Raw genomic sequence first — 24,161 nt, 5'->3', positions numbered from 1 at the left:
ACCCGTTTCTAGCCCGGGAGGCTATGCGCAGGACCGCCCATGTATGATGTAGGTAGCGCATCACATTGGCGTTATACTGCCCACCACCGAAAGAATCAGATATGAGCTACCAACCAACCCAGCGCATAGCCTCCCGTCGCAATGTACTAGCCGGTCTCGGAATTCTTGGGGTGAGCGCGCTTGCCGGATGCTCATCCGTAACAGTTGCAGCGACTTCTCCCTCCCCCAGAGATGAAAACAGCTCCGATTCCTCCGAGGCTTCCCCCTCCCCCAGCAGCTCCTCTTCGTCATCGTCTGAGACGTCTGCTTCGCCGTCTCCCACCAGCGAAAGCACAGAAGACTTCGCCAAGTATATAAAGACGATGGAGCCCAAGTTTGAGGACTCCCCCAACTACAAGCCAGCCACAAAAGATACCCCGCCGCAGAACCCGCCCAAGCCCGTGCTTGACCCTAAATATAAAGAGAAAACCCTTGAAGGGGCTTACCAGGCGGCGCTGTTTGCAGTAGCCACAATAGATTACATGTCTGATGGTGGCGATGAGAGCATCTATGATCAGGTGATCGTATCTGAAGATAAAAAAATGCAGGAGACTAAAGCGAGCAACACCATGCGGCGCGACCCTACGAGGTGGGCTGTTGGGTATAAAAACACCTACGATGTGCGCAAGATGGTAGTGCTGCTAGAAGATACCCCACCCGCTGTCCTGTTCCATTGCATTTCAAAAACCCCAGATTTCACTGTCATTTCCAAAAAGGATGGGGAGACTAAGGAGCAAAAAGTAGCAGCAAAGGAGCGCTCAGTTCGTCTCGTTATGGTGTATCTGGATGGGAACTGGCGGCTTATTTCCAACAGCTACTGCCAAGAGAAATACCCGAAAATCTATGCCCAAGGTGCTTCTGGGGAGAAGAATTCACCCGAATCTGCATCGACCTCATCAAGCGGTCCTGTCTAGCACGATAACCGTACACGGCAACTTCCGCGGCCTTTAAAAGTGCCCTGTCAGTTTTAGCTGACAGGGCACCTTTTCGGGGCCATAGGAAGAACGTGCTAAAGGTATAGCAGCAGGGGGGCAATACTGAGCAGCCCCAGCCAGGGATTCAAAATAAACGCGTACACCATTAGCGAGAGCGGAGTGACGACCGCTGCTACCATCTCGACCGGTTGATGTGCCACGAGGGTGTGCAGGGTTTGTGTATCGCCCTGCAGCGCTTTACGCACCCTACCCGAAGCATGGTTTGAGAACCAGCTCAACGGCGCCCGCCCCAGGTGGTTGAGGATACGCTGCTGCAGGTGCCCGCGGAACTTCACATCGGCGAAGTGAATAATTGCTAAAGCCAGGACGTATAGGAAAAGCTGTATGGCAAAAGCCACCATTAGCTCATTGACTTGTGCCAGCACAGCGGATTTATCAATAGCTTCCCCATGTGCAGCAGGTAGCACCCCCAGGCGGGTCAGCACAATATAGGGCCAGATCGCGGCCACTCCCGACAGTGCCGCAATATTTATATTTCCCTCTAGCAGGAAGAGGTGACGACTTCTAAACTGGAGGGCATGAAGAAAACCCGCACGCAACCTCCCGGCACACCACTATTTATTGGGGCAGCCATTGCAGGTCTATTGCACGCCGCACCCAGCTTTTACTGGATGTGCGGCGGGATGTGGCTGTTAGATACCGTGGGACCGATGGCTGTCAAACTACAGCAAGAGGGCAACGTGCCGGTGCGGTTTTTACTGGCGGCCGTGTTTATCGCCAAAGTTACGGGCGCACTTGTGCCGCTTATATACCATCTACGACCACCTGCGCACGCGTGGGTTCGCATTGTTTCTTGGGTGGGCTCTATAGTGCTTATAGGCTGGGGCGGCCGTGGAACTTTTGCGGGGTGGCAGCGTGTAGTAACTGGCAAAGCTTCCCTGGATAATCCAATCATCGCGGGGCACACCTACTTATGGAGTCCCCTTTTCCTCATATGGGGACTGCTGCTGTGCGGGGCGTTATTCGTCTCACGCGCTCGCCGCCAGAAAGTATCGGCAGCCTAAGTCAGGGGATACTGAGCGTATCTGCCGCCGCAAGGGTCTGCGCACCGGCATTGAGAAGATGCACGGCTTCTGCCAGTGCGGGTTGGTACAGTGGTTCAAGCTCCTGTTCTATGTCCCGGTCAAAAGCTGTGCAGAGCGTCTCATACCCCCAAAAAGCCCCGTACAGGCACCCACCAATTGCCGCAATCGTGTCAGAATCTCCGGGGGTATTCACCAGCGCCAGTATGCCGTCTTTCGGGCTTCTGAAAGCGCTAAAAACTCCCAGAACGTTAAAGAGGGCTTCTTCAGCCACCCAGCCTTCACCGAAAAAGGCGTTAGGGTTTCTTCCGCCCTGCAGCGCACAGATGAGGTCTGCCCACGACAGCTCAATATTATTCACCGCCTGCTGTACGAGCATTATGCCCGGCTGCAGGTACGCAAAAGGTGTCCCTTCAACAAGGTTCTGCAGTTCACCGCAAATAATGGTGGCGGCCGTAAAAATCTGTTCCCGCCGCACCAGCTGCCCGCTCAGGATACGATGTGTAAGGTTGGTGAAAAACGCGGCCGAGACTGCGGCGAGTATATGCTCGTGTGTAGTTTCGGATTGGAGTATGCTCAGCACTGTTGCCGTTTCCCGGTCGAACGGTAGCGCCCCCAGCCAGCCGGAGCGCATGATTGTTCCGTTGCCTTTGCTGTCGTTCCCGTAGGCGGGTTCTTTGCCGGTAAATGCAATAGCCGGATTCTTGCGGTAGTTATTAATGGAGCTCATGCAGGCGTTGCCGGGTGCCCGATTATTATGTTCGCTAGTCCCGAAGAGCACATATTCGTCAAGGAAGGCACGGCGGGCAGCATTGTGAAATCCTGTATCGAGCCGCGGTGAACGCAGCTTATGGCCGTATGCCCGCACTATCTGTTGGAGGGCCGCCACATTATGCAGACTCATTTGGGTATCGTCACTAATGATGAGTGTTCCACTGATCCCCGTGACGGCTGGGGCATTCTCAAATTCTACGGGGTACCCTAGGGCATCTCCCAGAGCCAATCCGTAGACCATACCGCGAATACGGCTTTCGCGTTCCCCGGTGTTTACGCTCTGCTCTGTCACGGGCACCCCCTACTTAAACGGTGTTATTACCTACCACTTTATCGTCACTCGCTCAAAAACGCGCAAGGTAAAGCGGGGCAAAAAGATATGCACAGTGCGGCTAGCAGCACCTATCACTCACCAAACCACATGCACGCCGTAACGCACATCCGTTCGGGCAGGTGGGTGAACAGCAGGGATTTAGGCCCTGCGGCTTCTACGTCGTTGTATTTCGCCTCGTCTACTAGCCACACGTGCACGGTTTTACCTCGGCAGTGAAGGTATATGCATTATTGAGTTTCCGGTAGGTGCCGCGAATGTTTTAGTGAATGAGAAAAACCTCGCCGTCACGTACTTCTAGGGGGTACACGCCAATCGTGTAATCAGCACCCGAGACGCATTCACCGGTGGTGAGGTCATACACCTCTTTATACAGAGGGGAGGTGATGGTTGGGTGCCCGTTCTTCTCCCCCACAATGCCGCGAGCAATAACGAGAGCACCGCTATTAGGGTCGAGGTGGTCGCAGGCGTAGTAGCCGTGCTTGGTTTTAAAGATTGCGTACTGATGACCTTCCACAAGAGCAACTTCGCCCCAGTTCTCTTCGAGGTCAGTTTCAGCGCAGATGCGGGTAGAGAGGGATTCGGGAGCCTGTGTGCCCATGAGGTTTCCTTCCTATCAGCTTGCCCTGCGCAGCTTATATAGAGTACACCGCTACCAGTACATTTCAGCGGGATTCTTAGCAAGCCAGCAGGACAGCATAAGATATGTGCGACATTTGGATTTTACACCAAAAACACAACATAAAAAAATATGACTCCCGTTAGCTTGCAAAAGTACCCATCACTCTATTTTCCAGCTAGTTTAGCCTTACCTAAACCTCTTTCTTCTTAGGGTCAGAAACACCCAATATTTCCGCACAAAATCAAGGATTTTTTATAGAAATTTTGTTTCAAAACAGCACTAAGGACACCTTTCTCACCTGCGTTATGTGTAATATAAAGTTGTGACCTCTATGGAGACGCAGACACCCCCAAGAAAACCACACATTCCCACACTCGCTGTGGTTTACTCCATGCCGAACATTGGTACTCCCACATACTAGGACGGCAACCCCAGTGGGCGCGCCTGCCGCAGTCACACGCACCATAAAACCAGGAAGGAAAAACATGTCGCAGCACACCACTGCAACATCAGGCCGTAATATACTCGTTGTTGGCGCAGGCCCCGCCGCGTGGCGTTTCGTACGTGCCTATCATGAAGGCGCTCAGGATGCCGGACGCGCCTCTGACACCATTACCGTTCTCAACGATGAACCATACATCCCCTACGATCGCGTTGCGATCGAGCAGCTCTTTAAAGACACCAACAAAGACCTTACCCTGGGCGACCCGGCACTCTGGGACGAGTCCACGATCAATCTGGTCAGCAACACCCGCGGCGAATCACTCAACCGTGAATCACGCATCGTTAAAGGTTCAGACGGCGTAGACTACCCCTACGATGTGCTCGTGTTCGCCACCGGTTCAAGCGCGGTGCGCATCCCGATTCCCAACGCAGATTCCGCCCATGTATTCCGTACCGCAGACGATGTTAAAAACATGGTCTCCGAAGTTGAGCGGCTGCAGACTAAACTCGGGCGTGCCCCGCGCGGCATTGTCGTCGGCGGAGGCCTTCTCGGGCTGGAAGCCGCGGAAGGACTCAAAGATCTCGGCGCTGAACCCACCATTCTTGATGTTGCCCCCTGGCTTCTCTCCGTGGAGGTCGATCAGGGCGGCGGTTACGCGGTCAACGCCCAGATCAAGGCAACCGGGATCGACATTGAAACTGGCGCGTTTATCTCTGCTATTAATAAAGATGCCTCAGGCGAGGTTATCTCGGTTTCCGTAGCAGATTCCACCTCGGACGAAGCTGTTATTCACCAGATTGATGCAGACCTCGTGGTCTTCGCAGCAGGTATTCGCCCCAACGATGAGCTGGCACGCACCGCTGGACTAGAGACTGGCGAACGCGGCGGTATTCTCGTCAATAATGCGTGTCATACAAGCGATGAGCATATCTGGGCTATCGGCGAAGTAGCCTGCGTACTTGGACGAACCTGGGGTCTGGTTGCCCCCGCCAACGCAATGGCAGATGCGGTCGCCAAGAATCTGCTCGAAGGCAACGAAGATGCTCAGGTCGAAGAGTTCGATATCGCCACGAAACTCAAGTTCTCGGGCGTACAGGTCGCAGGCTTCGGTGACCGCCGCGGCACCACGGAAGGCTGCCTCGAAATTCTCTTCGCAGACCCCGCGCGCGGCATGTACCAGAAGATCGTGACCAGCGGCGACGCCAAGACTCTCCTCGGCGGTGTTTTCGTGGGAGATACCGCTCCGTTCGATTCCCTCAAGCCGCTGCTGGGTCGAGAACTTCCGGCAGAGCCCAATGTGTACCTCACCGCAGCGGGAGGCGGCGACGGTATTCCCGATACCGAGCTGCCCGACGACGCCATTCTCTGCTCGTGCAACAACATTAGCTTCGGTGAAGTTCGTCAGGCAGTAGTTGACGGTAACCACGACGTACCAGCACTGAAGGCATGCACCACGGCTGGCACCCAGTGCGGCTCCTGCGTGCCCATGCTGCAGAAAACCCTCGAACAGCAGATGAAGAAGATGGGTATGACCGTCTCTAAGGCGCTGTGCGAGCACTTCGATTTCTCCCGTGCAGAGCTTGCGGAAGCGGTACGCCTGACCAACCTCGACGACTTCGATTCGGTCATTGCACGCTTCGGGCACGGCGGCGACGGCTGCGCTATCTGCAAGCCGACGGTCGCCTCAATCCTTTCATCTTTCCGCAACTCCTACGTGCTCGATGCCGGTCGCGGTGGAATACAGGAAACCAACGACCGTGCCCTGGCAAACATGCAGAAGAACGGTACCTACTCGGTTGTGCCACGCATCCCCGCAGGCGAAATTCCTGCTAAGAAGCTAGCCGTCATTGCCGCCGTTGCGGACGAGTTCAACCTCTACGTCAAGATCACCGGTGCCCAGCGTATCGGTATGTTCGGTGCCCGGCTGGAGCAGCTGCCCTACATTTGGGAACGTCTTGTCGATGCCGGATTCGAGTCCGGTCAGGCATACGGTAAGTCGCTACGTAACGTTAAATCCTGCCTCGGCTCAACTTGGTGCCGCTACGGCGTTCAAGACTCGGTGGGTATGGCCGTCGAGTTGGAGAATCGCTACCGCGGCCTGCGTTCACCCCACAAGTTCAAGTTCGGTGTCTCCGGCTGTAACCGTGAATGCGCCGAAGCACAGGGCAAAGACGTGGGCCTGATCGCTACCACCAACGGCTGGAACCTGTACCTTGGCGGTAACGGCGGCGCGAACCCCGCGCACGGGCGCCTGTTTGTTAAGGATGCTTCCAGCGAAGAAGTTGTTCGTTACATCGACCGTTACCTCATGTACTACATCCGCACGGCGGATAAGCTGCAGCGCACCGCCCGCTGGCTCGAAGACCTTGACGAAGAGCACGGCGACGGTTTAGCGCACCTGCAATCAGTACTCATTGATGACTCGTTGGGCGTCTGTGAGGATCTGGAACGTGATATGCAGCGCCACGTAGATTCTTACCAGGACGAATGGGCTGCCACCCTCAAGGACGAGCGCCGTCTGCGCCGTTTCCGCGCCTTCATTAACGAGCCCGATGGCAGCGATGAGGCCGCACACCTGTTTGTACTAGAGCGTGAACAGATCCGCCCCGCAACGCCCGAGGAAATCGCTGCAGCTGAGAAGGGCGAAGGCAACACGGTCCTGGTGACCGGTGCGAAAATCCCGGTCGGCCCGCCCAGCGCGCATAACCCCGTTCCGGCACAAGCCTAAGGACCGCCCATGTCACCTAAAATTCCGCCGTTTCCGCCGCGCGAATTTGCAACGATTGACGAGGTCCTGGCTGGCAGCTCTATCGGCTCCGCCGACCGTGAGGTTCCTTCCCCTGGCCCCCGTGCGGAAACACCCGGTAAGGTGTATATCGCTGGGGGCGGGCCGGGTGCCCTTGATTTACTGACCCTGCGTGCTGCACGGGCCCTCGGTGAAGCCGATGTGGTGCTGCTGGACCATTTAGCCCCGCAAGAATTTGCCAAGTACTCCCCAAACGCTCTTATCGTTGATGTGGGTAAGGTGCCTGGCAAACACGCGGTGCCGCAGTCACGTATCCAGCAGCTCATGATTGATTATGCGCTCGCGGGTAAAACCGTGGTACGGCTCAAGGGTGGTGACCCATACGTCTATGGGCGTGGGGCAGAAGAGCTAGATGCGTGTATCGCGGCTGGGGTTGATGCTGAGGTTATCCCCGGTATTACCAGCGCAGTAGCGGTTCCGGCACGTGCGGCTATTCCCGTGACCTTGCGGAAGGTATCGTCCATTTTTACGGTGGTCTCTGGGCACTCTGGTTTGAACGAGGCCGAAGTGAATACCCTTGTGGCAACCCTGCGGGCTAATGGCACCGTGGTGCTTCTCATGGGTGTGCGCACCCTCCCTGATACCGTTGCTGCACTGACTGCGCACGGGATAAGCGCCGATACCCCTATGGCAACCATAGAGAACGGCTATTCCGACGCTGAACGAGTTACAATCACCACTCTCGAAAACTCCGGGCGAGACTGTGCGGAAGTAAAAGCTCCGGCTATTACCGTTATCGGAGAGGTGGTGTACTACGCCCGCGATGACCAGCAACAATTCGTGAGTGAAGTGCACGAAAAGCTCAGGGCGCAAAGCACCTCATAACCCGTTTAGGTGCTCGTATCTGCCTTCGGCGCATCCGTTTTAGGGTGTGGCCGTTGTGGAAGAAGCCCCCGCCTACTGGATGTCCTGGTTTCCAGTGGCGGGGGCTTCTGCATGCCTCTTTGTGCCTCTGCGGCTAATTTCTGAGCGCTTCCATCACACGGTTCAGTGCACACGTGGCAATAATACGGGCTGAGGCCGTATCATGCGAGTTCACCAGCGGAGCTGCGACGGTTGTGCCGGGGCTGACGCGTTCAATATCACGGCGCATCTTTCCCGCGAAAAAACCCTCTGCCAGAAGATAGGGGGATGCGAAACTTGGCTGTTCTGTCTCGGCCAGATCCGCCAGTTTCGGGTCTATGGCGGCTACGAAGCCGTTACGCACCGGTTCCCCCAGTTCAGCTTCAAGCAGCGCTGCGGCCTGACTCATATCCTCCCTGCCGTCTTGCCGGGAAGATCCCGCCGACCCCTGCACCACCATCCCGGCCCCCGGCGACCAGCCTGCCTGCTCTAGGCGTGCCCTCTGTAACGCGGCCAGGGAAGCATCTGGCCCTAGAGGTTCAGCGATACGCACCTGTGCAATACCACTATTTTTGGCAGCGCGCCGCAGATCAACCTGCGTGTGGAACCCTGTTGAGAGCAGAATCGGGACGATAACGCACAGCTCTTCTTTGGGTAACGCAAGCGCTGCCTCATCCACGTTTGGGGATTGCACATCGACATACGCCTCGTGTACCTGATACTGCGTATGCTGAGAGCCGCCGTGAGCTCTCAGCATATCGTCCAGTTCGACGCGAACTAGGTTGATGGCAGCGCGACCTTCAGCAGAGTCGGTGCCGTGCGCAGTGGCCAAAATATGTATGGTTTTCATATCTCGATTCTACTGAGAAGACAACTGGCAGGCACCCGTAAAGGTAGACTGGTCCTTTACCGTGTATCCCTCAGGTTTCGGCGTGAAAAGGGGCGCAGGACTGTTATCGAACCATACGGTAGATGAATGCAGCCATTGCGTCACGTTGCACAGGCTGCAGCGGACGGAAGGTACGATCAGGCCAGCCGTGCGCAATATTCTGGCTGTGCATCCAAGCAATTTCTTTATAGAACCCGTCATGTGGAGCCATGTCGGCAAAGGGTGAGACTGTCGGTGGCGTATAGTCTGGCTCCTGCGCGGCACGGTAGAAGAATGCCGCCAGCGCATCACGGTTTATAGGCGCATTGGGGCGGAACGTACCATCGGGGTAACCGGTGGTGATGCCGCGGCGGTGCAACCACACGATTTCTTTATAAAAGGGGTGATCGGTGGGCACATCAATGAATGGGGATTCTTGGGGCAGCGTCACAGCGGGCGAGCCAGCTAGGCGATAGAAATAGGCTGCGACAGCGGCCCGTTCCACGCTCTCATGGGGGTGGTAGGTTCCGTTGGGGTAGCCGGTGGTGATACCACTCGCCGCTAACCATTCAATTTCTGGTTGCAGATGTGACCCGGCCGGAACATCGGAGAATGTGGGGTGTGTCAGTGGGGCGTTAAGGGTGATCGGGTCTAGCTCCCGGTTTTGTGGCAGCAGTTGGGTGCCGTCAAAGATGCGAGCGCCGTCGTCGGTCATGGTCAGTGGGGCTTTGTCGAGGCTTATGCGCCCATCAGCCACTTTGAGGTTCTCGGTATTAATGGTGGCGAAATCCACGTTTGTGTAGGTTTTACGCTGCCCATCTAGTGTGGAAATGGTTGCGTCGAGGGTGATTTTGCCGGAGGCTCCACCGTCACTGATGGTTATTCGTACACGGCTAAAACGCATATTGAGTTGGCTGTGGTTGCTGCGCAGGCTGAGTACACCTGGAATCATGATTGTTCCTGACCCGTTGGTGTAGCTGCCTGTACCGTTCTTCCAGATGAATTCGCCTTTGTCATTATGGGTGACATCGGTGAGGTCCAATACTGCTGAAACGTAAGGGTTGGAGGCGTACTCGCGGAGGGCGGGCATCACTCCCCAGTTGATCGTGCCGTTAGTAATAGCGTGGTCGTTGTTTGTTGTGGCAGCCTGGGCCGCTGGGGCCGGTACCTGCTGGGTGGGGGATGCCAGTAGTGGTGTGGGTGTGAGGATGCTGGTGCTTGCGGTAAGGAGTACAGCTGCGGTCGCTATACAGATACGGTGACCCCGTCTGTGTAATACTCCGGTATGGTTGTGCTGGATGTTGGCATGTGTAGTGTAGCGCATGGTGCGTAACCTCTTTGTGTTAGTGTATGCTCCGCGCGCTGCAGTTCAGTTTTTAGGTATGCTGTAGTGCCTGTGTGCGGGGCATACGGTCGTACCGGTGACATTTCAAGAATAATGCGCGTGGTGGTTTTCCGTGCACCGGATGTGAGGATTCCAGCATTTTTGTTACAATAATCTCAATTTTTGATATCTTTTAGTAGTTTTATGCATAAAACGGGCCTGTGGCAGCGCCATGAATTCGCCGCCGCAGGCCCGTGACTGGGCCGTGGGTACGGCCTATTTATTACGGATAACCTTGAACTGGCTGGCCTGCGCAACGGGGCGCAGGGTAATACAATCAAGGTTCACATGGTGCGGGACGTTCAGGGCGAACACGACGGTTTGGGCAACGTCTTCGGCCACCAGGGGTTTCTCAACTCCTTCATACACTTTTGCAGCCATCTCAGCTGAGCCGAGCCTATTGAGGGAGAACTCTTCGGTGTGCACCATGCCGGGGCGAATCTCAATCACCCGCAGGTTATTGTCGGCTTCTTCAAGGCGCAGGGCCTCAGTCAAACCGCGCGCACCGAATTTGGCGGCATTGTACCCCGCCCCTCCTTCGTAGCCACCTTCTGCTGCGGTTGAGGTGAGGTTAAGGATGCTCCCTTCACCGCTGGCACGTAATGTCGGAATGAACGCCCGCACAGTATTGAGGATACCGAGCACGTTAACCCGGTACATGGCCAGGTAGTCTTCCGGGCTGCCGTCAGCCACGCGGTCAAGGCCAATCGCTCCCCCGGCAATATTGACGAGAGCGTTCACACGACCACCGGTTTCAGCGAGGATGTTCTTGGCCGCGGCCCTTACGGCGGTTTCATCAGTGACGTCGCAGGTAACAGGGTGCGCACCGGTTTCGGCTTCAAGAATCGCGAGACGTTCTGCGCGGCGTGCTAGAGCATACACGTTCCAGCCGGTGGCGGTGAGCTGTTGGACGGTGGCGCGGCCTATGCCGCTGGAAGCACCGGTAACAACAGCAACTTTACCGGCTTGTGAGTTGGGGGCGAAAGGGTTTGCGGGCATAGGTGTAGGTTCCATCATGTTTTTAAGGGTACAGCTGGCGGTTGTGTGGCGCAGAATATTACACGCCTAATAGTGATTTTTATACTCACCGTATAAAGCGTGCGCCACTAAACACTGAGGTGGGAAAATGTGTGGGGATTTTTGCAGATGTGAGTGAGATTATGAATTAGAGTGTTTCAAGATTTGGGCGTCTTCAGTCAACAGTATAGGGCGAAATATGTGCGCCTTTTGCACTTTTATAGGCGTACATCCTAAAACTGAAATAGACATTTCAGATGGTATGGGCTGTATTTTTTATACTCCCATTTCCACCAAGATTCAGTGTTGGTTATAAACTCATTTAAATGTATCTGCTAAAACCTCTTTGATGTCCCAAAAAAAATTTAAATAGCTAAACCGGCTATCTATACCATTAGAACTTTTGAGAGAACCTCCGTCTCCGCAACAGTGCGCAAAGTATACCTAGCGACTAACGGTCTGGGTTACTTTTTACGGCGCGGCAGACCCCATTTGGAGCGTTCCCCGTCACGAAACCCCAAGCGATGCTCAAAATGCCGTGAGCTGCTTCCGGTTTTAGTAGAATCTGGAGGTACAGTACCGGCCCGAGCAGCCAATAGGTAGAGAAGCCCAGTGCCCGGCACAAACAGAATAAGCGGTAGTACGAAATTTAGGCGAGCTTCGCTATAGCGGGTGCGTGTGGTCAAATGCCACAGGCAGAAACCAACAATTGCTGCATGTACGATAAGTAGCGTAATTTCGAAACTATACATAGGGAACCCCCTTACGTTGTCCCGGCAGATACCTTAATCCTACGCCTCTTTCTGTGACTGGCGGAAGAGATGCAACCACCATCACCCAGATTTTCTGCACAGCTCCCCTACTATCAGGCGTTCTCCTCTTATTCTTGTGATGCTGCGGCTTCTTCAGAGGGCGGCGGCCCACCCAAAAGTGAAACGCCGCCCCAATACGTGCAGATTCTTTGTGCGTTCTCTATTTGCTAGCGGTTCAGGTGCTTGTATCGGTAGATGAAAGCAGCCATTGCGTCACGATTAATGGCGTTGCCCGGGCGATAGGTTTTATCGGGCCAGCCGGTGCTAATCTTCCGGTCGGCAAGCCAAGCAATTTCTTTATAGAACTGGTTGTTGGTAGAAACATCTGCAAACGGGGACTGGGCGGGCGCTAAGTACGCGGGTGAGCCAGCGGCGCGGTAGAAGAACGCCGCCATTGCGTCACGGTTTACAGGCGCATTGGGACGGAACGTACCATCAGGGTAGCCGGTGGTGATGCCTTGATCACGCATCCACGAGATTTCCTTGTAGAAGGGGTGGGTGGTGGGAACATCACTAAATTTTGAGGTGGCCGGTGCGGTGTATTCGGGTGAGCCCGCCATGCGGTAGAAGAAAGCAGCCATCGCGCCACGTTCAACATTTCCCTGCGGGCGGAACGTGCCGTCTGGATACCCGGTGGTGATCTTCTGCTGGGCGAACCACTGGATTTCCGTGTAGAAGGCGGCCCCCTCAGGAACATCTGAGAACACTGCATGAGTTCCCCGCAGCCCGGCGTTTACAGTAAGCGGGTCAAACCTGTATTCCTCGGCTTTGTTATAGAACCCGGAGAATGCTTGAGCACCCGCCGGAGTGAGGGTTACAGCGGCATTATTGAGGGTGAGTGTGGATCCGTTCACGCGAACCGAGCTGGTGTCGACGGTAGCGAACTCGGTGTCTTTAAACACGTGATTATTGCCCTGCATATCTAGTGAGGAACCGTCAAGGATAAGCTTGCCTTCGCGCCCGTTCAACTGCAAACGGACGTTTGTGAAAGTCATATCAAGTTTCCCGTGGTGGCCGGTGATATGCAGAGTGCCGGGGAAATTGATAGTGCCAGACCCGTTCTGGTAGGTGCCGGTGCCCGCAGACCATTTAAAGGTGCCGTCAGCATTACGCGCCAGACCGTTGGTAGTCTCGATACGTGAGCCAACCGCAGGCTTGGCCAGGTAATCACGGAAGGACTTTTTCAGTCCCCAGTTCATGGTGGCGTTCTGAATCACCTGGGAATTCGCGGCGGGGTTAACTGCATCGGTCACAACCGCCGCAGGGGCCTGCTCAACGGCGGTTGCCGCGGGTACGGTGGCGAGTGTACCTACGCTCAAGGCTGCTGCTACCAGCAGTGCAGCAGGACGTTGCGCTCTAATAATCACAGAAAAATCTCCTTCGACATGATGGTGCGCTGTCACGGTCGCTGATTTAGCGCATCACAGCTAGATACTAAGGTTATCCTATTTTCTAAATAAAGCGGTACTGCTTATTTTCTTGCACTGCTGCTTGAAGGTGCGGTTCACAGGCCCCACAGCCGAAGCCTGCAGCAGGGTGCGTGGTTTTGCCTGCTGCCACCTACTAAATGTGAGAAAATAGCCCCTATGGCTGAAAATACTCAGGGCTCAGACTCGCCCGCACAGATTAACGTTCCTGATCGTCCCGCGCTCGAAGGCCTCGAAGAGAAACTCTCCGAGCGCTGGGCACAGCAGAAAACCTATGCCTTCGACGAGAACACGACGCGCGAACAGGTCTATTCGATTGATACCCCACCGCCGACCGCATCCGGCTCGCTCCATGTGGGGCACATGTTCTCCTACACTCAAACCGACGTCATCGCCCGCTACCAGCGTATGAGCGGTAAGAATGTCTTCTATCCTTTGGGCTGGGATGATAACGGCCTGCCCACCGAACGTCGCGTACAGAACTACTACGGTGTGCTGTGCGACCCTTCCGTTCCCGATAACCCAGATTTTCGCCAGCTGATTCCGCTCAAGGCCGATGGCTCGCCCAAACCCGACCGCAGCCAGGCAAAATGGCCGCGTATTTCACGCAATAACTTCATCGAGCTGTGTGAAGAACTCGCTGTTGAAGACGAGAAAGTTTTCGAGCATCTTTTCACAACCCTGGGGCTTTCCGTCGACTGGTCCCACACCTACCGCACCATAGATGCACATTCACGCAAAGTCTCGCAGCTTGCATTCCTCAAAGACCTTGAGGCAGGCAACGCCTACATGGCGGAGGCACCGACCATGTGGGACGTTACCTTCCGAACCGCCGTAGCGCAGGCCGAGCTTGAAGATAAGGAACGCGACGGCGCCTACCACCGTATTAGTTTCCACCGCGAAAACGGCGAAAAAGTCTGGATTGAAACCACCCGCCCCGAGCTGCTGCCTTCCTGTGTGGCGCTGGTGGCGCATCCCGATGATGAACGGTATCAGCCGCTCTTCGGCACGAAGGTGACTTCTCCCCTATTCGGTGTTGAGGTTGAGGTGAAAGCACATCCGCTGGCCCAGCCCGATAAGGGGGCAGGTATCGCCATGATCTGTACCTTCGGCGATACCACCGACGTTACCTGGTGGCGCGAATTGCAGCTTCCGACCCGTGCCCTCATCGGGCGTGACGGCCGTTTCTCCCGCGAAACTCCCGAATGGATTACCTCTGCCGAAGGCCGCGAACGCTACGAACGTATGGCGGGCACCACCGTCTTTACCGGTCAGAAGACCGTAGTTGAGATGCTTGTCGAAGCTGGCGAGATGGAGGGTGAGCCGAAAAAAATTAAGCACCCCGTCAAGTTCTATGAGAAAGGCGATAAGCCCCTTGAGATCGTGGCTTCACGCCAGTGGTATATTCGCAACGGTGGTCGCGACGCCGAGCGCCGCGAAAAGCTCATTGAGCGCGGACGCGAAATCAACTGGGTTCCTTCCTTTATGCGCAGCCGCTACGAAAACTGGGTGGAAGGTCTTAACGGCGACTGGCTGATCTCCCGTCAGCGTTTCTTCGGCGTTCCGTTCCCGCTGTGGTACCCGCTTGATGCTGAGGGTGAGCCGGATTATGAGAACCCGATTCTGCCGACTGAGGATATGCTTCCGGTGGACCCGGCCTCGCAGGCTGCCCCCGGATATTCGGAAGACCAGCGTGGTGTGCCCGGCGGATTTATTGCCGACCCGGATGTTCTCGATACATGGGCTACTTCTTCACTCACCCCGCAAATCGCGACCGGCTGGGCCACAGATCCTGAGCTGCACGCAAAGACCTTCCCGATGGATCTTCGCCCGCAGGGACACGATATTATTCGTACCTGGCTCTTCTCCACCGCTGTGCGCGCCGAGACCCTGGCGTCCTCTGTGCCTTGGTACAATACCGCGCTGTCGGGGTGGATTCTTGACCCCGACCGCAAGAAAATGTCGAAGTCTAAGGGCAATGTTGTTGTCCCGCACGATGTGCTCGATAAGTACGGTTCGGATGCGGTACGTTATTGGGCGGCTTCGGCTCGTTTGGGTGCTGATACCGCCTATGACGAAGGTCAGATGAAGATCGGCCGCCGCCTAGCGATTAAACTTCTCAACGCCTCAAAGTTCGTGCTGAATTTGGGTGCTACCGAGAAATCGGTGATTACCTCACAGGCGCAGGGGCGGGTTCTCACGAATGCACTGGACCGTTCCCTGCTTGTGCGCCTAGCCTACTTGGTTGAGGAAGCAACGGCAGCTTTTGAGAAATACGAGTACGCTCGTGCCCTCCAGATTGCGGAGAGCTTCTTCTGGTCTTTCACCGACGATTTCGTGGAGCTTATTAAGGACCGTGCCTACGGTGCTCGCGGTGAGACCGAGCAGGCTTCCGTGTTGGCGGCTCTCGCCACCACCCTGGATGCGCTGCTGCGGCTCTTCGCGCCCTTCCTGCCGTTTGTGACCGAAGAGATTTGGTCGTGGTGGCGCGCGGGCAGTGTGCACCGCGCACCTTGGCCGCAGGCTCTGCCGGTTCTTGAGGGTGCTCTGCTGGCGGATTACAGCGCGAATAACCCGACCGCCGGTATTTCGGCGCAGTGGGTACTCGCTGATGTAAACCCCGATCAGATTGAAAACCTCAAGCAGATTCTTCCCGATGTTGCCGAGGCCCTGGGGCGTCTGCGTAAGGAGAAGAGCGACCGCAAGGTGAAGCAACGTGCCGAGGTGAAGACCGCCCAGGTGAATGCCCCCGCCCAGAAGCTGGGGCGTATTACGCTGGGGCTGGATGACCTGAAAGCGGCAGCGAACGCCCACGAACTGGTGTTCGTTGAGTCTGAGGGTGAGCTTACGGTCAGCGGTTTTGAGCTGGTGCCTGAGGACACCGAACAGTAGCACACCCGCAAGTGATACATGATAAAGTGCCGAAGTATCGGGGTTTTACGTCCCGGTGCTTCGGCGCTTTTATGCCCCATACTGTAACCCCGACAGCCTAAGAGACAGGAGCCGCTCATGACTACCGCCCAAGGCGATTCTGACGGTGCCGTGCCCGAACCTGCACCTGCCGGACCGCCAGTGTACCGTGGTGATCTTGAGCACCGTGGCGAGTATCAGGATATTGTGCCCAAGAGCTTCTGGACAGGGTTTACGGATACGGCGTTTTTCATTTTTGCGGGCGTCGCCTCACTGGTGCTGACCATTATGCTGCTAACCTCAAGTTTTACTCACTCGTGGTGGGGCCTGCTGTTGGCGCTCGTGTTCTGGGGGTTCACCGCCTATCTGACACTACCGCGTTTCCACGCGATTATGAGCCGCATCTATGTGCCGGATTATTTTATTGGCCGCACCCGAACCTCCGACGGTCTGCTGGGTGACCCCGTGAACCTGGGGCTGATTGGTACTGAAGAGCAGATTCACCAGGCCATGTTGGACGCAGGCTGGTCCCGCGCCGACGAAGTGACCTTGGCGTCATCATGGAAAATTGTGGTGTCGACACTTACCCGCCGCTCGTATGCGGAGGCCCCGGTTTCTCCGCTGAAAATTTTTGGGCGTGTACAGTCCTTTGCCTACCAGCAAGAGGTTGATGGAAACCCTAAGAAACGCCACCATGTGCGGTTCTGGAAAACCCCCGATGGGTGGCTTCTGCCCGGTGGCCACCGGGTGGACTGGCTGGCCGCTGGCACCTACGATTCGGGGGTGGGTTTTAGTTTCTTCACTTTGCAGGTGACGCACCGTATTGACGCGCAGACTGATTTTGAGCGTGACTATATTGTGGAGTCTATTCAGTACGCCTACCCGCAGACTGAGGTTGAGGTGATTAAGGATTTCTCGACCGGCTATCACGCGCGTAACGGCGGGGGCGACACCATTGTGACGGATGGTGCTTTACCGATTGTGACCCTGCGGAACGAGGGGCTTGAGCGGCAGGATGCGGAAGCCCTAGATGTGCGTCTTACCAGTGCGCACGATATTGCTGAGAAGCTGCCGATTGTACTGTTAACGGCGTCGCTGATGCTGGTGATTTCGAGTGTGGCCGAGCTAGTCACTTCGATATTGACGGTGGCGAACCGCCACGAACTGGTGTCGAATTTGACGGGTCAGGGCTCGGATACGGCAATGGTTCAGGTGCTGGACGGGCCGGAAGGTGATACGTTCATGATTTTTACGTTGGTTGCGGCCATAGCAGTGGTGGTTATTTTTGAGTCTATACACATGTTTATGCTGTGGGCTACTCTGCGGGGTTCATCGAAGGCACGGCGGATGGTGCTGCTTCTGCTGGTGGTCGGCTTCGCAGCCCAAGCTGCCTCAGTATTTGCGGCTGGTGAGGCGTTGACAATCAGCTCCCTGTTCTTCCAGTTGGGCGTGGCGGTGTTTGCGATGCTCGGGTTCACCTCGGACGCTGCCGTGGATTACACTGCCTCCCGCAATTTTAGGCTGCGTAACTTGGAGAAGATCCGCGAAAAAGTACGTCGCAAGGCAATCCATCAGTAGCCACGTCCCCTTGCCGGCGCATATTTATAAGAGCATAGGGGCGGGGTGCCCACCATAACCGGTGGGCACCCCGCCCCTATTCGTAAAGCACCGTGGTGTGACTACTGGGCGTCACCGTCTTCGCCGTGGAAGATAGGCCCGACCGTGCGGGTACGTTTGAGCTCAAAGAACCCCGGGTATGAGGCCAGCGCCACGGCACCATCGAACACTTTACCGGCCTCTTCCCCACGGGGTGAGGGTGAGAGCACAGGGCCGAAGAACGCTACACCGTCAATGGCAATGAGCGGAACACCCACATCGTCACCAACCTTCTCAAGGGCCTGCGCTACTGATGCACGCAGCGGCTTATCGTATTCGTCAGTGGTCGCATAGTTCACCAGTTCTGCGGGAAGTTTTGCCTCCGCCAGGGCAGCCTCAATAGCGGGCAGGTATTTATCGCCTTGTGCGGTGTTCTTCTGGTGGTGGATCTGCTCGCCCAGCGCGTCATAGAGAGGCTTCAGTGCATCATTGCCGTGCAGCTGGGCGGCAGCGGCCACCACTCGGGCTGGGCCCCAGGCGTTATCCATCATGGCACGGTAACCGGGGTCAAGGTCACGTCCTTCATTCAGCACTGACAGGGAGAATGGGTGCCAACGCACCTGAATATCACGGACTTTCTGCACCTCCCCAATCCAGCGGGAAGTAATCCAGCACCACGGGCAGGTGGGATCAAACCAAAAATCGACGGTAGTTGTCACAGGATTTTCCTTTCTTCTGTATCAGCTTCGTTGGCGCCCCATCGTTGGGACACTTATGCAGACCTCTCCCTTTAGGCGGCCTTTTTCTTTGCGGCGGTGCTGCTCTTGCGAGTGCGCGGTTTCGCGGGCTTCTCAATGGCCTCCAGCACATACGCAGGTTCGCTTTCTCCCCTGGCTGCTGCCTCCGTAATCACCACAGCGGTAATATCGTCACGATCGGGAATGTCGAACATGATGGGCAGCAGGATGCTTTCCATCATGGCCCGCAGCCCGCGTGCGCCGCTGTTTCGTTCGGCGGCGCGGTGGGCGACTATCCGTATTGCTTCTTCCTCAAACATGAGGTCTACGCCGTCTAGGGCGAACAGGTGTTTGTATTGTTTCATGAGCGCGTTCTTCGGCTCGGTGAGTACCTGGTACAGCTCCTCCTCAGTGAGTTGCTGCAGTGTGGTTACTACGGGCAGGCGGCCAATCAGCTCTGGGATCAGCCCGTAGTGTGCCAAATCGTCGGGGGTTAGATCGTTCAGGTATGAGCCAGTATTTTTTCCGGTCTCCAGTTCCGCGCCGAACCCGATCCCTGCGGGGGCTGTGCGTGAGGCCACGCGTTCCTGAAGCCCGTCGAAAGCGCCCGCGACGATGAACAAAATATGTGACGTGTCAATCTCTAAGGTGGTCTGTGTGGGGTGTTTACGCCCTCCCTCGGGCGGCACCCCCGCAACGGTTCCTTCAATAATTTTCAAAAGCGCCTGCTGCACGCCCTCACCCGAGACGTCACGGGTGATTGACATGTTCTCGCCTTTACGCGCGATCTTGTCGATTTCGTCAATGTAAATAATGCCGCGTTCGGCCTTTTTTACATCCCCGTCAGCGGCGTTAATCAGGCGCAGCAGAATGTTTTCAACATCATCCCCCACATACCCCGCTTCGGTGAGAGTGGTTGCGTCCACGAGGGCACAAGGTACGTCTAGCTTTTTAGCAAGCGACTGGGCCAGGTAGGTTTTACCGCACCCGGTGGGCCCAATCATGAGGATATTCGATTTACCCAGGTCAATCTGCTCCCCCAGGCTCGCAGCAAGGGTGCGCGAAGACAATAGCGGGTTATCCGACTCTTGGATGCGTTTGTAATGGTTGTAGACGGCCACCGCCAGGGTGCGTTTGGCGTCCTCTTGGCCCACCACATAGTCCTGTAGGTGATCAAAAATCTCGCGGGGCGTAGCGAGAGTCCGCTGCGACCGAACCTTGGGGGCTGTCTCGCGTTTCGTCTCTTCTTCGAGAATATCGTTGCACAGCCCCACACACTCGTTGCAAATATTTACATTGGGACCGATCACGACTTTACGCGCGGGTGTGCGCGGCTTATCGCAAAACGAACACCGTACCCCTGGTGAAGTGTCGAATGTATCCACGGGCATCCCTTTCCGTCGTAGGCCCATTACAGCACGCGAACCTAGTACGCAGCGGGCCTTTTACAAGGCTACCGCAGATTATTCAGGAACGCAGACGCCGAGGTGTCATTGAACCTCTTACGGTAGATTATCGGCGAGTATGACGAAGATTGCGAAATGTGACGAGTTTAAACTTCTGCGAGCGAAAACATGGCATGTGCAGTTGAAGCATAGTCCCCGTTTGTATCCAGTGATGTTACACGGGCCTTACCTCAAAGACCGGCGTGATTCTTATGCGGACAGTACGCATAAGGACGGCGGCCTACCCAGCTCTACTAGGTAGACCGCCGCCCTCACGTTTAACACGGTCAGCAGTTCCCCGCATAAAAACCGGGGGTTAGCTTCTAGGTGTAAGACTCAGGGGTGTTAATCGCAGGTTTGTTGAGCTTACGCGAGTCTAGTACCTTATCGATCAGGCCGTACTCCAACGCGGCAGAGGCAGTCAGGATGTTATCGCGTTCAATGGAGCGGTCGACATCCTCATAGGTCTTCCCGGCATGCAACGCCAAAGTCTTAGCGGTCCACTCACGCATACGCATCACTTCATTAGCATGGATTTCCAGGTCAGATGCCTGTCCACCCTGCTGCCCGCTCAGTGCCGGTTGGTGGATAAGCACGCGGGCGTTCGGCAACGCAAGACGCTTACCCGGAGTACCAGCGGCCAAAAGTACAGCCGCAGCCGAGGCCGCCTGCCCCAGGCACACGGTCTGAATCTCGGGGCGAATATACTGCATAGTGTCATAGATAGCGGTCATCGCGGTGAACGAGCCACCAGGCGAGTTAATGTACAGGGTAATATCCCGATCCGGGTCCTGCGCTTCCAGCACCAGCAGCTGCGCCATAATATCATCAGCTGAGGCATCATCCACCTGAATGCCCAGGAAAATAATGCGATCCTCAAATAGCTTTGCATACGGGTCCTGGCGTTTGTACCCGTAGGGGGTACGCTCCTCAAAGCTGGGAAGCACATACCGGTTCGACGGCATCTGCGGCGCAATATCATTCGGCAGGTAATTCATATCTTCTACTACTCCCCTACTTGCTTTCCTGAGCGAACTGTCCACCGGCAGTAGTCGCAATATGGTCGAAGAACCCGTAATCTAGCCCCTCCTGAGCGGTAAACCAGTTATCGCGGTCATTATCCTTCAGGATGGTTTCAAGGGTTTTACCAGTACGCTCAGCAGTGATCTCAGCTAACCGCTTCTTCATATCAAGAATCAGCTCAGCCTGAGTACGAATATCAGAAGCCGTACCACCAATACCGCCCAGAGGCTGGTGCATAAGAATACGCGCATTGGGGGTAGCGTAACGCTTACCAATAGTGCCAGCGGTTAGCAAAAACTGCCCCATGGAAGCAGCCATACCAGTCACCACTGTCACCACATCGTTCGGGATAAGCTGCATGGTGTCGTAAATAGCCATACCTGCGGTCACCGAACCGCCCGGCGAGTTAATGTACAGGTAGATGTCAGCCTTCGGGTCCTCAGCCGAAAGTAACAGCATCTGCGAGCAGATCAGGTTAGCATTCGAATCACGCACCTCAGAGCCGAGCCAAATAATACGCTCTTTGAGCAGGTGATTATAGACATAGTCTTCCTGGCTGCCAACAGCTGTGGATGCCATGCGTGCGGCGGCACTACCGGATCCAGTGGGCAGGGGCATGTAGCCTGACATATTCCCTCTTTTTCTTAACTAGGAGGCTCGCGCTGTCCCCTCTACGGGATACGCGACATTTGCTTGAGTACTACAATACCTTCTCTTCCCCTGCTGGTGCGCGGGTTCTTGCCGTAGTTCGCCAGAGGGCGAATGGTTACGCCCGCCGAATCCACAGACCCCGCACCAGCGCCACCCGCTAAGTATTGTTCTTCACCAGCAGTTTTAAAATACTGTGGGCGCACCCAAACCTAACGGTTGGATGCGCCCACAATATAAGGTTAGGCCTGTTCAGCCAGCGGGAGTAACGAGGCTGCTACTTAGCCTCTTCTTCCTTGTTGTCCTCAAGGTATGAGGACAGGTCCACAACGTTACCCTTGGAGTCCTTCACCACGGCCTTCTTCAGCACCTCAGCCAAAGCCTTGGAGCGGCGAACCTCGCCCACCAGCATACCCGCCTGGCCGGAGCCATCCAGCATCTGAGCAAACTGGTTCGGGTCCATGCCGTACTGGGAGCTCATCGTGATGATGTACTCGATCATCTCGTTCTGGTTAACCTCAACCTCTTCGGCGTCGGCGACAGCATCAAGCACCATCTCGTTCTTAAACGCGGTCTTGGTGTTCTCACGAACCTCAGCGCGGTGCTCCTCAGTGTCGTGGTCAGCCTCAGCGTTCGGGTTGTTGAAGTGCTGCTCCAGCTGGTCCTCAATAACCTTCTCAGGAACCGGAATCTCAACCATCTCAACGAGCTTAGCCAGCACCTTATCGCGTGCCTGCGAACCCTGATCGGCGACCTTAGCCTCGGAGACCTGCTTCTTAATGTCTTCCTTCAGCTCATCAATGGTGTCGAACTCAGAGGCCAGCTGGGCGAACTCGTCGTCAGCTTCGGGAAGTTCACGCTCCTTCACGGCGGAAAGCTTCACCTTAATAACAGCCTGCTCACCGGCGTGATCCCCACCAGAAAGCTTGGTCTCGAACGTTGCGTCCTCACCAGCCGACAAGCCCAGCAGGGCCTCATCAATGCCCTCAAGCATGGTGCCCGAACCGATCTGGTATGACAGGTCGTTGGCAGCGTCCACCTGCTCGCCGTCAATTTCGGCCGCAATGTCAATGGTTACAAAGTCGTTATCTGCTGCGGGACGCTCAACAGTCTTCAAAGACCCGAAACGCTCACGCAGCCCGTCAAGGGCTTCCTTCTCGTCGTCGGCGGTTACCTCAACGTCATCAACCTCAACTTCAATCCCCTCATACTTGGGAAGTTCGATCTCGGGTCGCACAGTCACCTCAATGGTGAGCTTAACGTCAGCTTCGCGCTCCTGCACGCTGGGCTGAGACTGCACGTTCAGTTCCGGCTGAGCCAGCGGCGACAGTTCATTCTCACCAAGAGCCTGGGCGTAAAAATCGTTCAGAGCCTCATTCAGAGAAGCCTCAACAATGTAGTCGAAACCCGCACGCTGCTCAATCAGCTGCTTAGGCAGCTTGCCCTTGCGGAAACCGGGGACGCTAATCTGCTCGGCAAGGTTCTTGTAGGTGCGGTCCAGGTAAGGCTTGAACTCAGCGAAAGGAACCTCGACCTCAATTTTTGCCAGGGTCGGGTTGAGCTTCTCGACGGCGGTCTTCACGTCCGTTGATCTCCTCGTAAGTAGTTCGGTGGCGGAACGTTCTCTGAACCGCTCATGGTGTCTGAAAAAGGCGCTGGGTGAGCCTATTTCCGTCGGGGCGACAGGATTCGAACCTGCGATCTCCTGCTCCCAAAGCAGGCGCGTTAGCCAAGCTACGCCACGCCCCGTAAGGTACTTTTCGCATACCCAACACACAAGTTTAGCGGGTATTTGGGTAAATGCCTAACAGGGGCCGCATATTTATGTTCCTGAGCGGCCACAGCGGCCCCAACAGGCCGCTGACAACGGTTTTTATATTAAACCTCACGTTAAGACCTTGTGTTTTGAGGCTCTCAGCCCTAGCATATATAAAGACACGGAGGTAAGCATGAACCTGAAAACATATGACGCTATTGCCCACCGGGAAGGAACCGGGTGGGTTGTTGACGTGCCTGAGCTAGAAACAGCCGGACAGCCAACTAACTTTAGCGGTATTCTTTTAGCAGCCACAGAAGCTATCTCCCGTGCCACCGGGCTGGAACCCGGAAATTTTGGGGTACGGCTAGTGATCTAGCCCGCCCGCTTCTTTGACGTTAACGGCATTAGCCCTTGTCACAGGTTATTTCAGCAAGTTAGCAAAAATCAGCGACTTCGTCCCTGCCCCAAGCCAGGGGCAGGTAATTTTTAACCTAACTTCTCAAAGCACAAAGAGACCCAAAGGTAAAAACCTTTGGGTCTCTTTGAGTGAGGGGATGACGGGAATCGAACCCGCGTCATCAGTTTGGAAGACTGAGGCTTTACCATTAAGCTACATCCCCAAAGAACTCACTTAGATTAGCGGCATATGTTTGAAGCT

Annotated in this window: 20 protein-coding genes and 2 tRNA genes; 7 read left to right on the top strand and 15 right to left on the bottom strand. The window is 55.6% G+C overall.

What is annotated here, in order from left to right; all coding sequences use genetic code 11:
- Window positions 1-101: 101 nt before the first annotated feature.
- Window positions 102-953: a DUF6318 family protein gene (locus tag D8M41_RS03105; RefSeq protein ID WP_161970767.1), complete on the top strand. Its 852-nt coding sequence runs from the start codon at window positions 102-104 to the stop codon at window positions 951-953.
- Between the two features lie 95 nt (window positions 954-1,048).
- On the opposite strand, the gene D8M41_RS03100 is transcribed toward D8M41_RS03105, so the two are convergent.
- The gene (locus D8M41_RS03100; RefSeq protein WP_238693459.1) at window positions 1,049-1,483 is read right to left on the bottom strand and encodes an ABC transporter transmembrane domain-containing protein; all 435 of its coding nucleotides are present in this window, start codon (window positions 1,481-1,483) and stop codon (window positions 1,049-1,051) included.
- A 45-nt stretch (window positions 1,484-1,528) separates the two neighbouring features.
- On the opposite strand from D8M41_RS03100, the gene D8M41_RS03095 reads away from it, so the two are divergent.
- On the top strand, window positions 1,529-2,038 hold the full coding sequence (locus tag D8M41_RS03095) for a DUF3995 domain-containing protein (protein ID WP_238693458.1): 510 nt from the start codon (window positions 1,529-1,531) through the stop codon (window positions 2,036-2,038).
- Window position 2,039: 1 nt separating this feature from the next.
- Here the strand turns inward: D8M41_RS03095 and D8M41_RS03090 are convergent, their stop codons facing one another.
- A complete protein-coding gene (locus D8M41_RS03090; protein ID WP_126926376.1) occupies window positions 2,040-3,122 on the bottom strand; it encodes an ADP-ribosylglycohydrolase family protein in 1,083 nt (360 codons plus the stop codon).
- 301 nt (window positions 3,123-3,423) lie between these two features.
- Window positions 3,424-3,762: a nitrite reductase small subunit NirD gene (nirD, locus tag D8M41_RS03085; protein WP_006888312.1), complete on the bottom strand. Its 339-nt coding sequence runs from the start codon at window positions 3,760-3,762 to the stop codon at window positions 3,424-3,426.
- Window positions 3,763-4,268: 506 nt separating this feature from the next.
- Between nirD and nirB the strand changes: the two genes are divergently transcribed.
- Complete coding sequence (gene nirB / locus D8M41_RS03080) at window positions 4,269-6,956, top strand: nitrite reductase large subunit NirB (RefSeq protein ID WP_094757896.1); 2,688 nt, start codon at window positions 4,269-4,271, stop codon at window positions 6,954-6,956.
- A 9-nt stretch (window positions 6,957-6,965) separates the two neighbouring features.
- Window positions 6,966-7,859, top strand: a complete 894-nt coding sequence (gene cobA, locus D8M41_RS03075; RefSeq protein WP_006888310.1) for a uroporphyrinogen-III C-methyltransferase — start codon at window positions 6,966-6,968, stop codon at window positions 7,857-7,859.
- A 133-nt stretch (window positions 7,860-7,992) separates the two neighbouring features.
- Here the strand turns inward: cobA and D8M41_RS03070 are convergent, their stop codons facing one another.
- The 4 genes from D8M41_RS03070 to D8M41_RS12065 all read right to left on the bottom strand — a co-directional run bounded on the left by D8M41_RS03070 (window position 7,993) and on the right by D8M41_RS12065 (window position 13,325).
- Window positions 7,993-8,727 carry a sirohydrochlorin chelatase gene (locus D8M41_RS03070; RefSeq protein WP_126926375.1) on the bottom strand — a complete coding sequence of 245 codons (735 nt, stop codon included), beginning with the start codon at window positions 8,725-8,727 and terminating at the stop codon, window positions 7,993-7,995.
- 103 nt (window positions 8,728-8,830) lie between these two features.
- Window positions 8,831-10,069, bottom strand: coding sequence for an S-layer homology domain-containing protein (locus D8M41_RS11855; RefSeq protein ID WP_126926374.1), 1,239 nt, complete (start codon window positions 10,067-10,069; stop codon window positions 8,831-8,833).
- 276 nt (window positions 10,070-10,345) lie between these two features.
- Complete coding sequence (locus D8M41_RS03060; protein ID WP_126926373.1) at window positions 10,346-11,146, bottom strand: SDR family oxidoreductase; 801 nt, start codon at window positions 11,144-11,146, stop codon at window positions 10,346-10,348.
- Between the two features lie 979 nt (window positions 11,147-12,125).
- The gene (locus D8M41_RS12065; protein WP_443096466.1) at window positions 12,126-13,325 is read right to left on the bottom strand and encodes an HtaA domain-containing protein; all 1,200 of its coding nucleotides are present in this window, start codon (window positions 13,323-13,325) and stop codon (window positions 12,126-12,128) included.
- 219 nt (window positions 13,326-13,544) lie between these two features.
- On the opposite strand from D8M41_RS12065, the gene valS reads away from it, so the two are divergent.
- Window positions 13,545-16,277 carry a valine--tRNA ligase gene (gene valS, locus D8M41_RS03045; RefSeq protein WP_126926372.1) on the top strand — a complete coding sequence of 911 codons (2,733 nt, stop codon included), beginning with the start codon at window positions 13,545-13,547 and terminating at the stop codon, window positions 16,275-16,277.
- A gap of 117 nt (window positions 16,278-16,394) precedes the next feature.
- Complete coding sequence (locus tag D8M41_RS03040) at window positions 16,395-17,873, top strand: LssY C-terminal domain-containing protein (protein WP_126926371.1); 1,479 nt, start codon at window positions 16,395-16,397, stop codon at window positions 17,871-17,873.
- A 101-nt stretch (window positions 17,874-17,974) separates the two neighbouring features.
- Here the strand turns inward: D8M41_RS03040 and D8M41_RS03035 are convergent, their stop codons facing one another.
- The 7 genes from D8M41_RS03035 to D8M41_RS03005 form a co-directional block, all read right to left on the bottom strand.
- Entirely contained in the window at window positions 17,975-18,610 is a 636-nt protein-coding gene (locus tag D8M41_RS03035) for a DsbA family protein (RefSeq protein WP_126926370.1), read from the bottom strand.
- 71 nt (window positions 18,611-18,681) lie between these two features.
- A complete protein-coding gene (clpX, locus tag D8M41_RS03030) occupies window positions 18,682-20,019 on the bottom strand; it encodes an ATP-dependent Clp protease ATP-binding subunit ClpX (protein ID WP_126926369.1) in 1,338 nt (445 codons plus the stop codon).
- Window positions 20,020-20,396: 377 nt separating this feature from the next.
- Window positions 20,397-21,071 (bottom strand): ATP-dependent Clp protease proteolytic subunit, encoded by a 675-nt coding sequence (locus D8M41_RS03025; RefSeq protein WP_126500133.1) that lies wholly within the window; start codon window positions 21,069-21,071, stop codon window positions 20,397-20,399.
- A gap of 16 nt (window positions 21,072-21,087) precedes the next feature.
- Window positions 21,088-21,726 (bottom strand): ATP-dependent Clp protease proteolytic subunit, encoded by a 639-nt coding sequence (locus tag D8M41_RS03020; protein WP_006887997.1) that lies wholly within the window; start codon window positions 21,724-21,726, stop codon window positions 21,088-21,090.
- A gap of 41 nt (window positions 21,727-21,767) precedes the next feature.
- Window positions 21,768-21,950 carry a hypothetical protein gene (locus D8M41_RS03015; RefSeq protein WP_126926368.1) on the bottom strand — a complete coding sequence of 61 codons (183 nt, stop codon included), beginning with the start codon at window positions 21,948-21,950 and terminating at the stop codon, window positions 21,768-21,770.
- Window positions 21,951-22,021: 71 nt separating this feature from the next.
- A complete protein-coding gene (tig, locus tag D8M41_RS03010) occupies window positions 22,022-23,326 on the bottom strand; it encodes a trigger factor (RefSeq protein ID WP_126926367.1) in 1,305 nt (434 codons plus the stop codon).
- Window positions 23,327-23,418: 92 nt separating this feature from the next.
- Window positions 23,419-23,493 (bottom strand) — tRNA-Pro (locus D8M41_RS03005).
- Window positions 23,494-23,693: 200 nt separating this feature from the next.
- Here D8M41_RS03005 and D8M41_RS03000 point away from each other — a divergent pair.
- Window positions 23,694-23,879: a hypothetical protein gene (locus D8M41_RS03000; RefSeq protein ID WP_006887965.1), complete on the top strand. Its 186-nt coding sequence runs from the start codon at window positions 23,694-23,696 to the stop codon at window positions 23,877-23,879.
- Window positions 23,880-24,052: 173 nt separating this feature from the next.
- Here the strand turns inward: D8M41_RS03000 and D8M41_RS02995 are convergent.
- Window positions 24,053-24,123 (bottom strand) — tRNA-Gly (locus D8M41_RS02995).
- Between the last annotated feature and the right edge of the window lie 38 nt (window positions 24,124-24,161).

Source organism: Rothia sp. HSID18069 (genome assembly GCF_003989155.1).
Taxonomy (GTDB): Bacteria; Actinomycetota; Actinomycetes; order Actinomycetales; family Micrococcaceae; genus Rothia; species Rothia aeria.
This window is presented reverse-complemented; position numbering and strand designations above follow the sequence as displayed.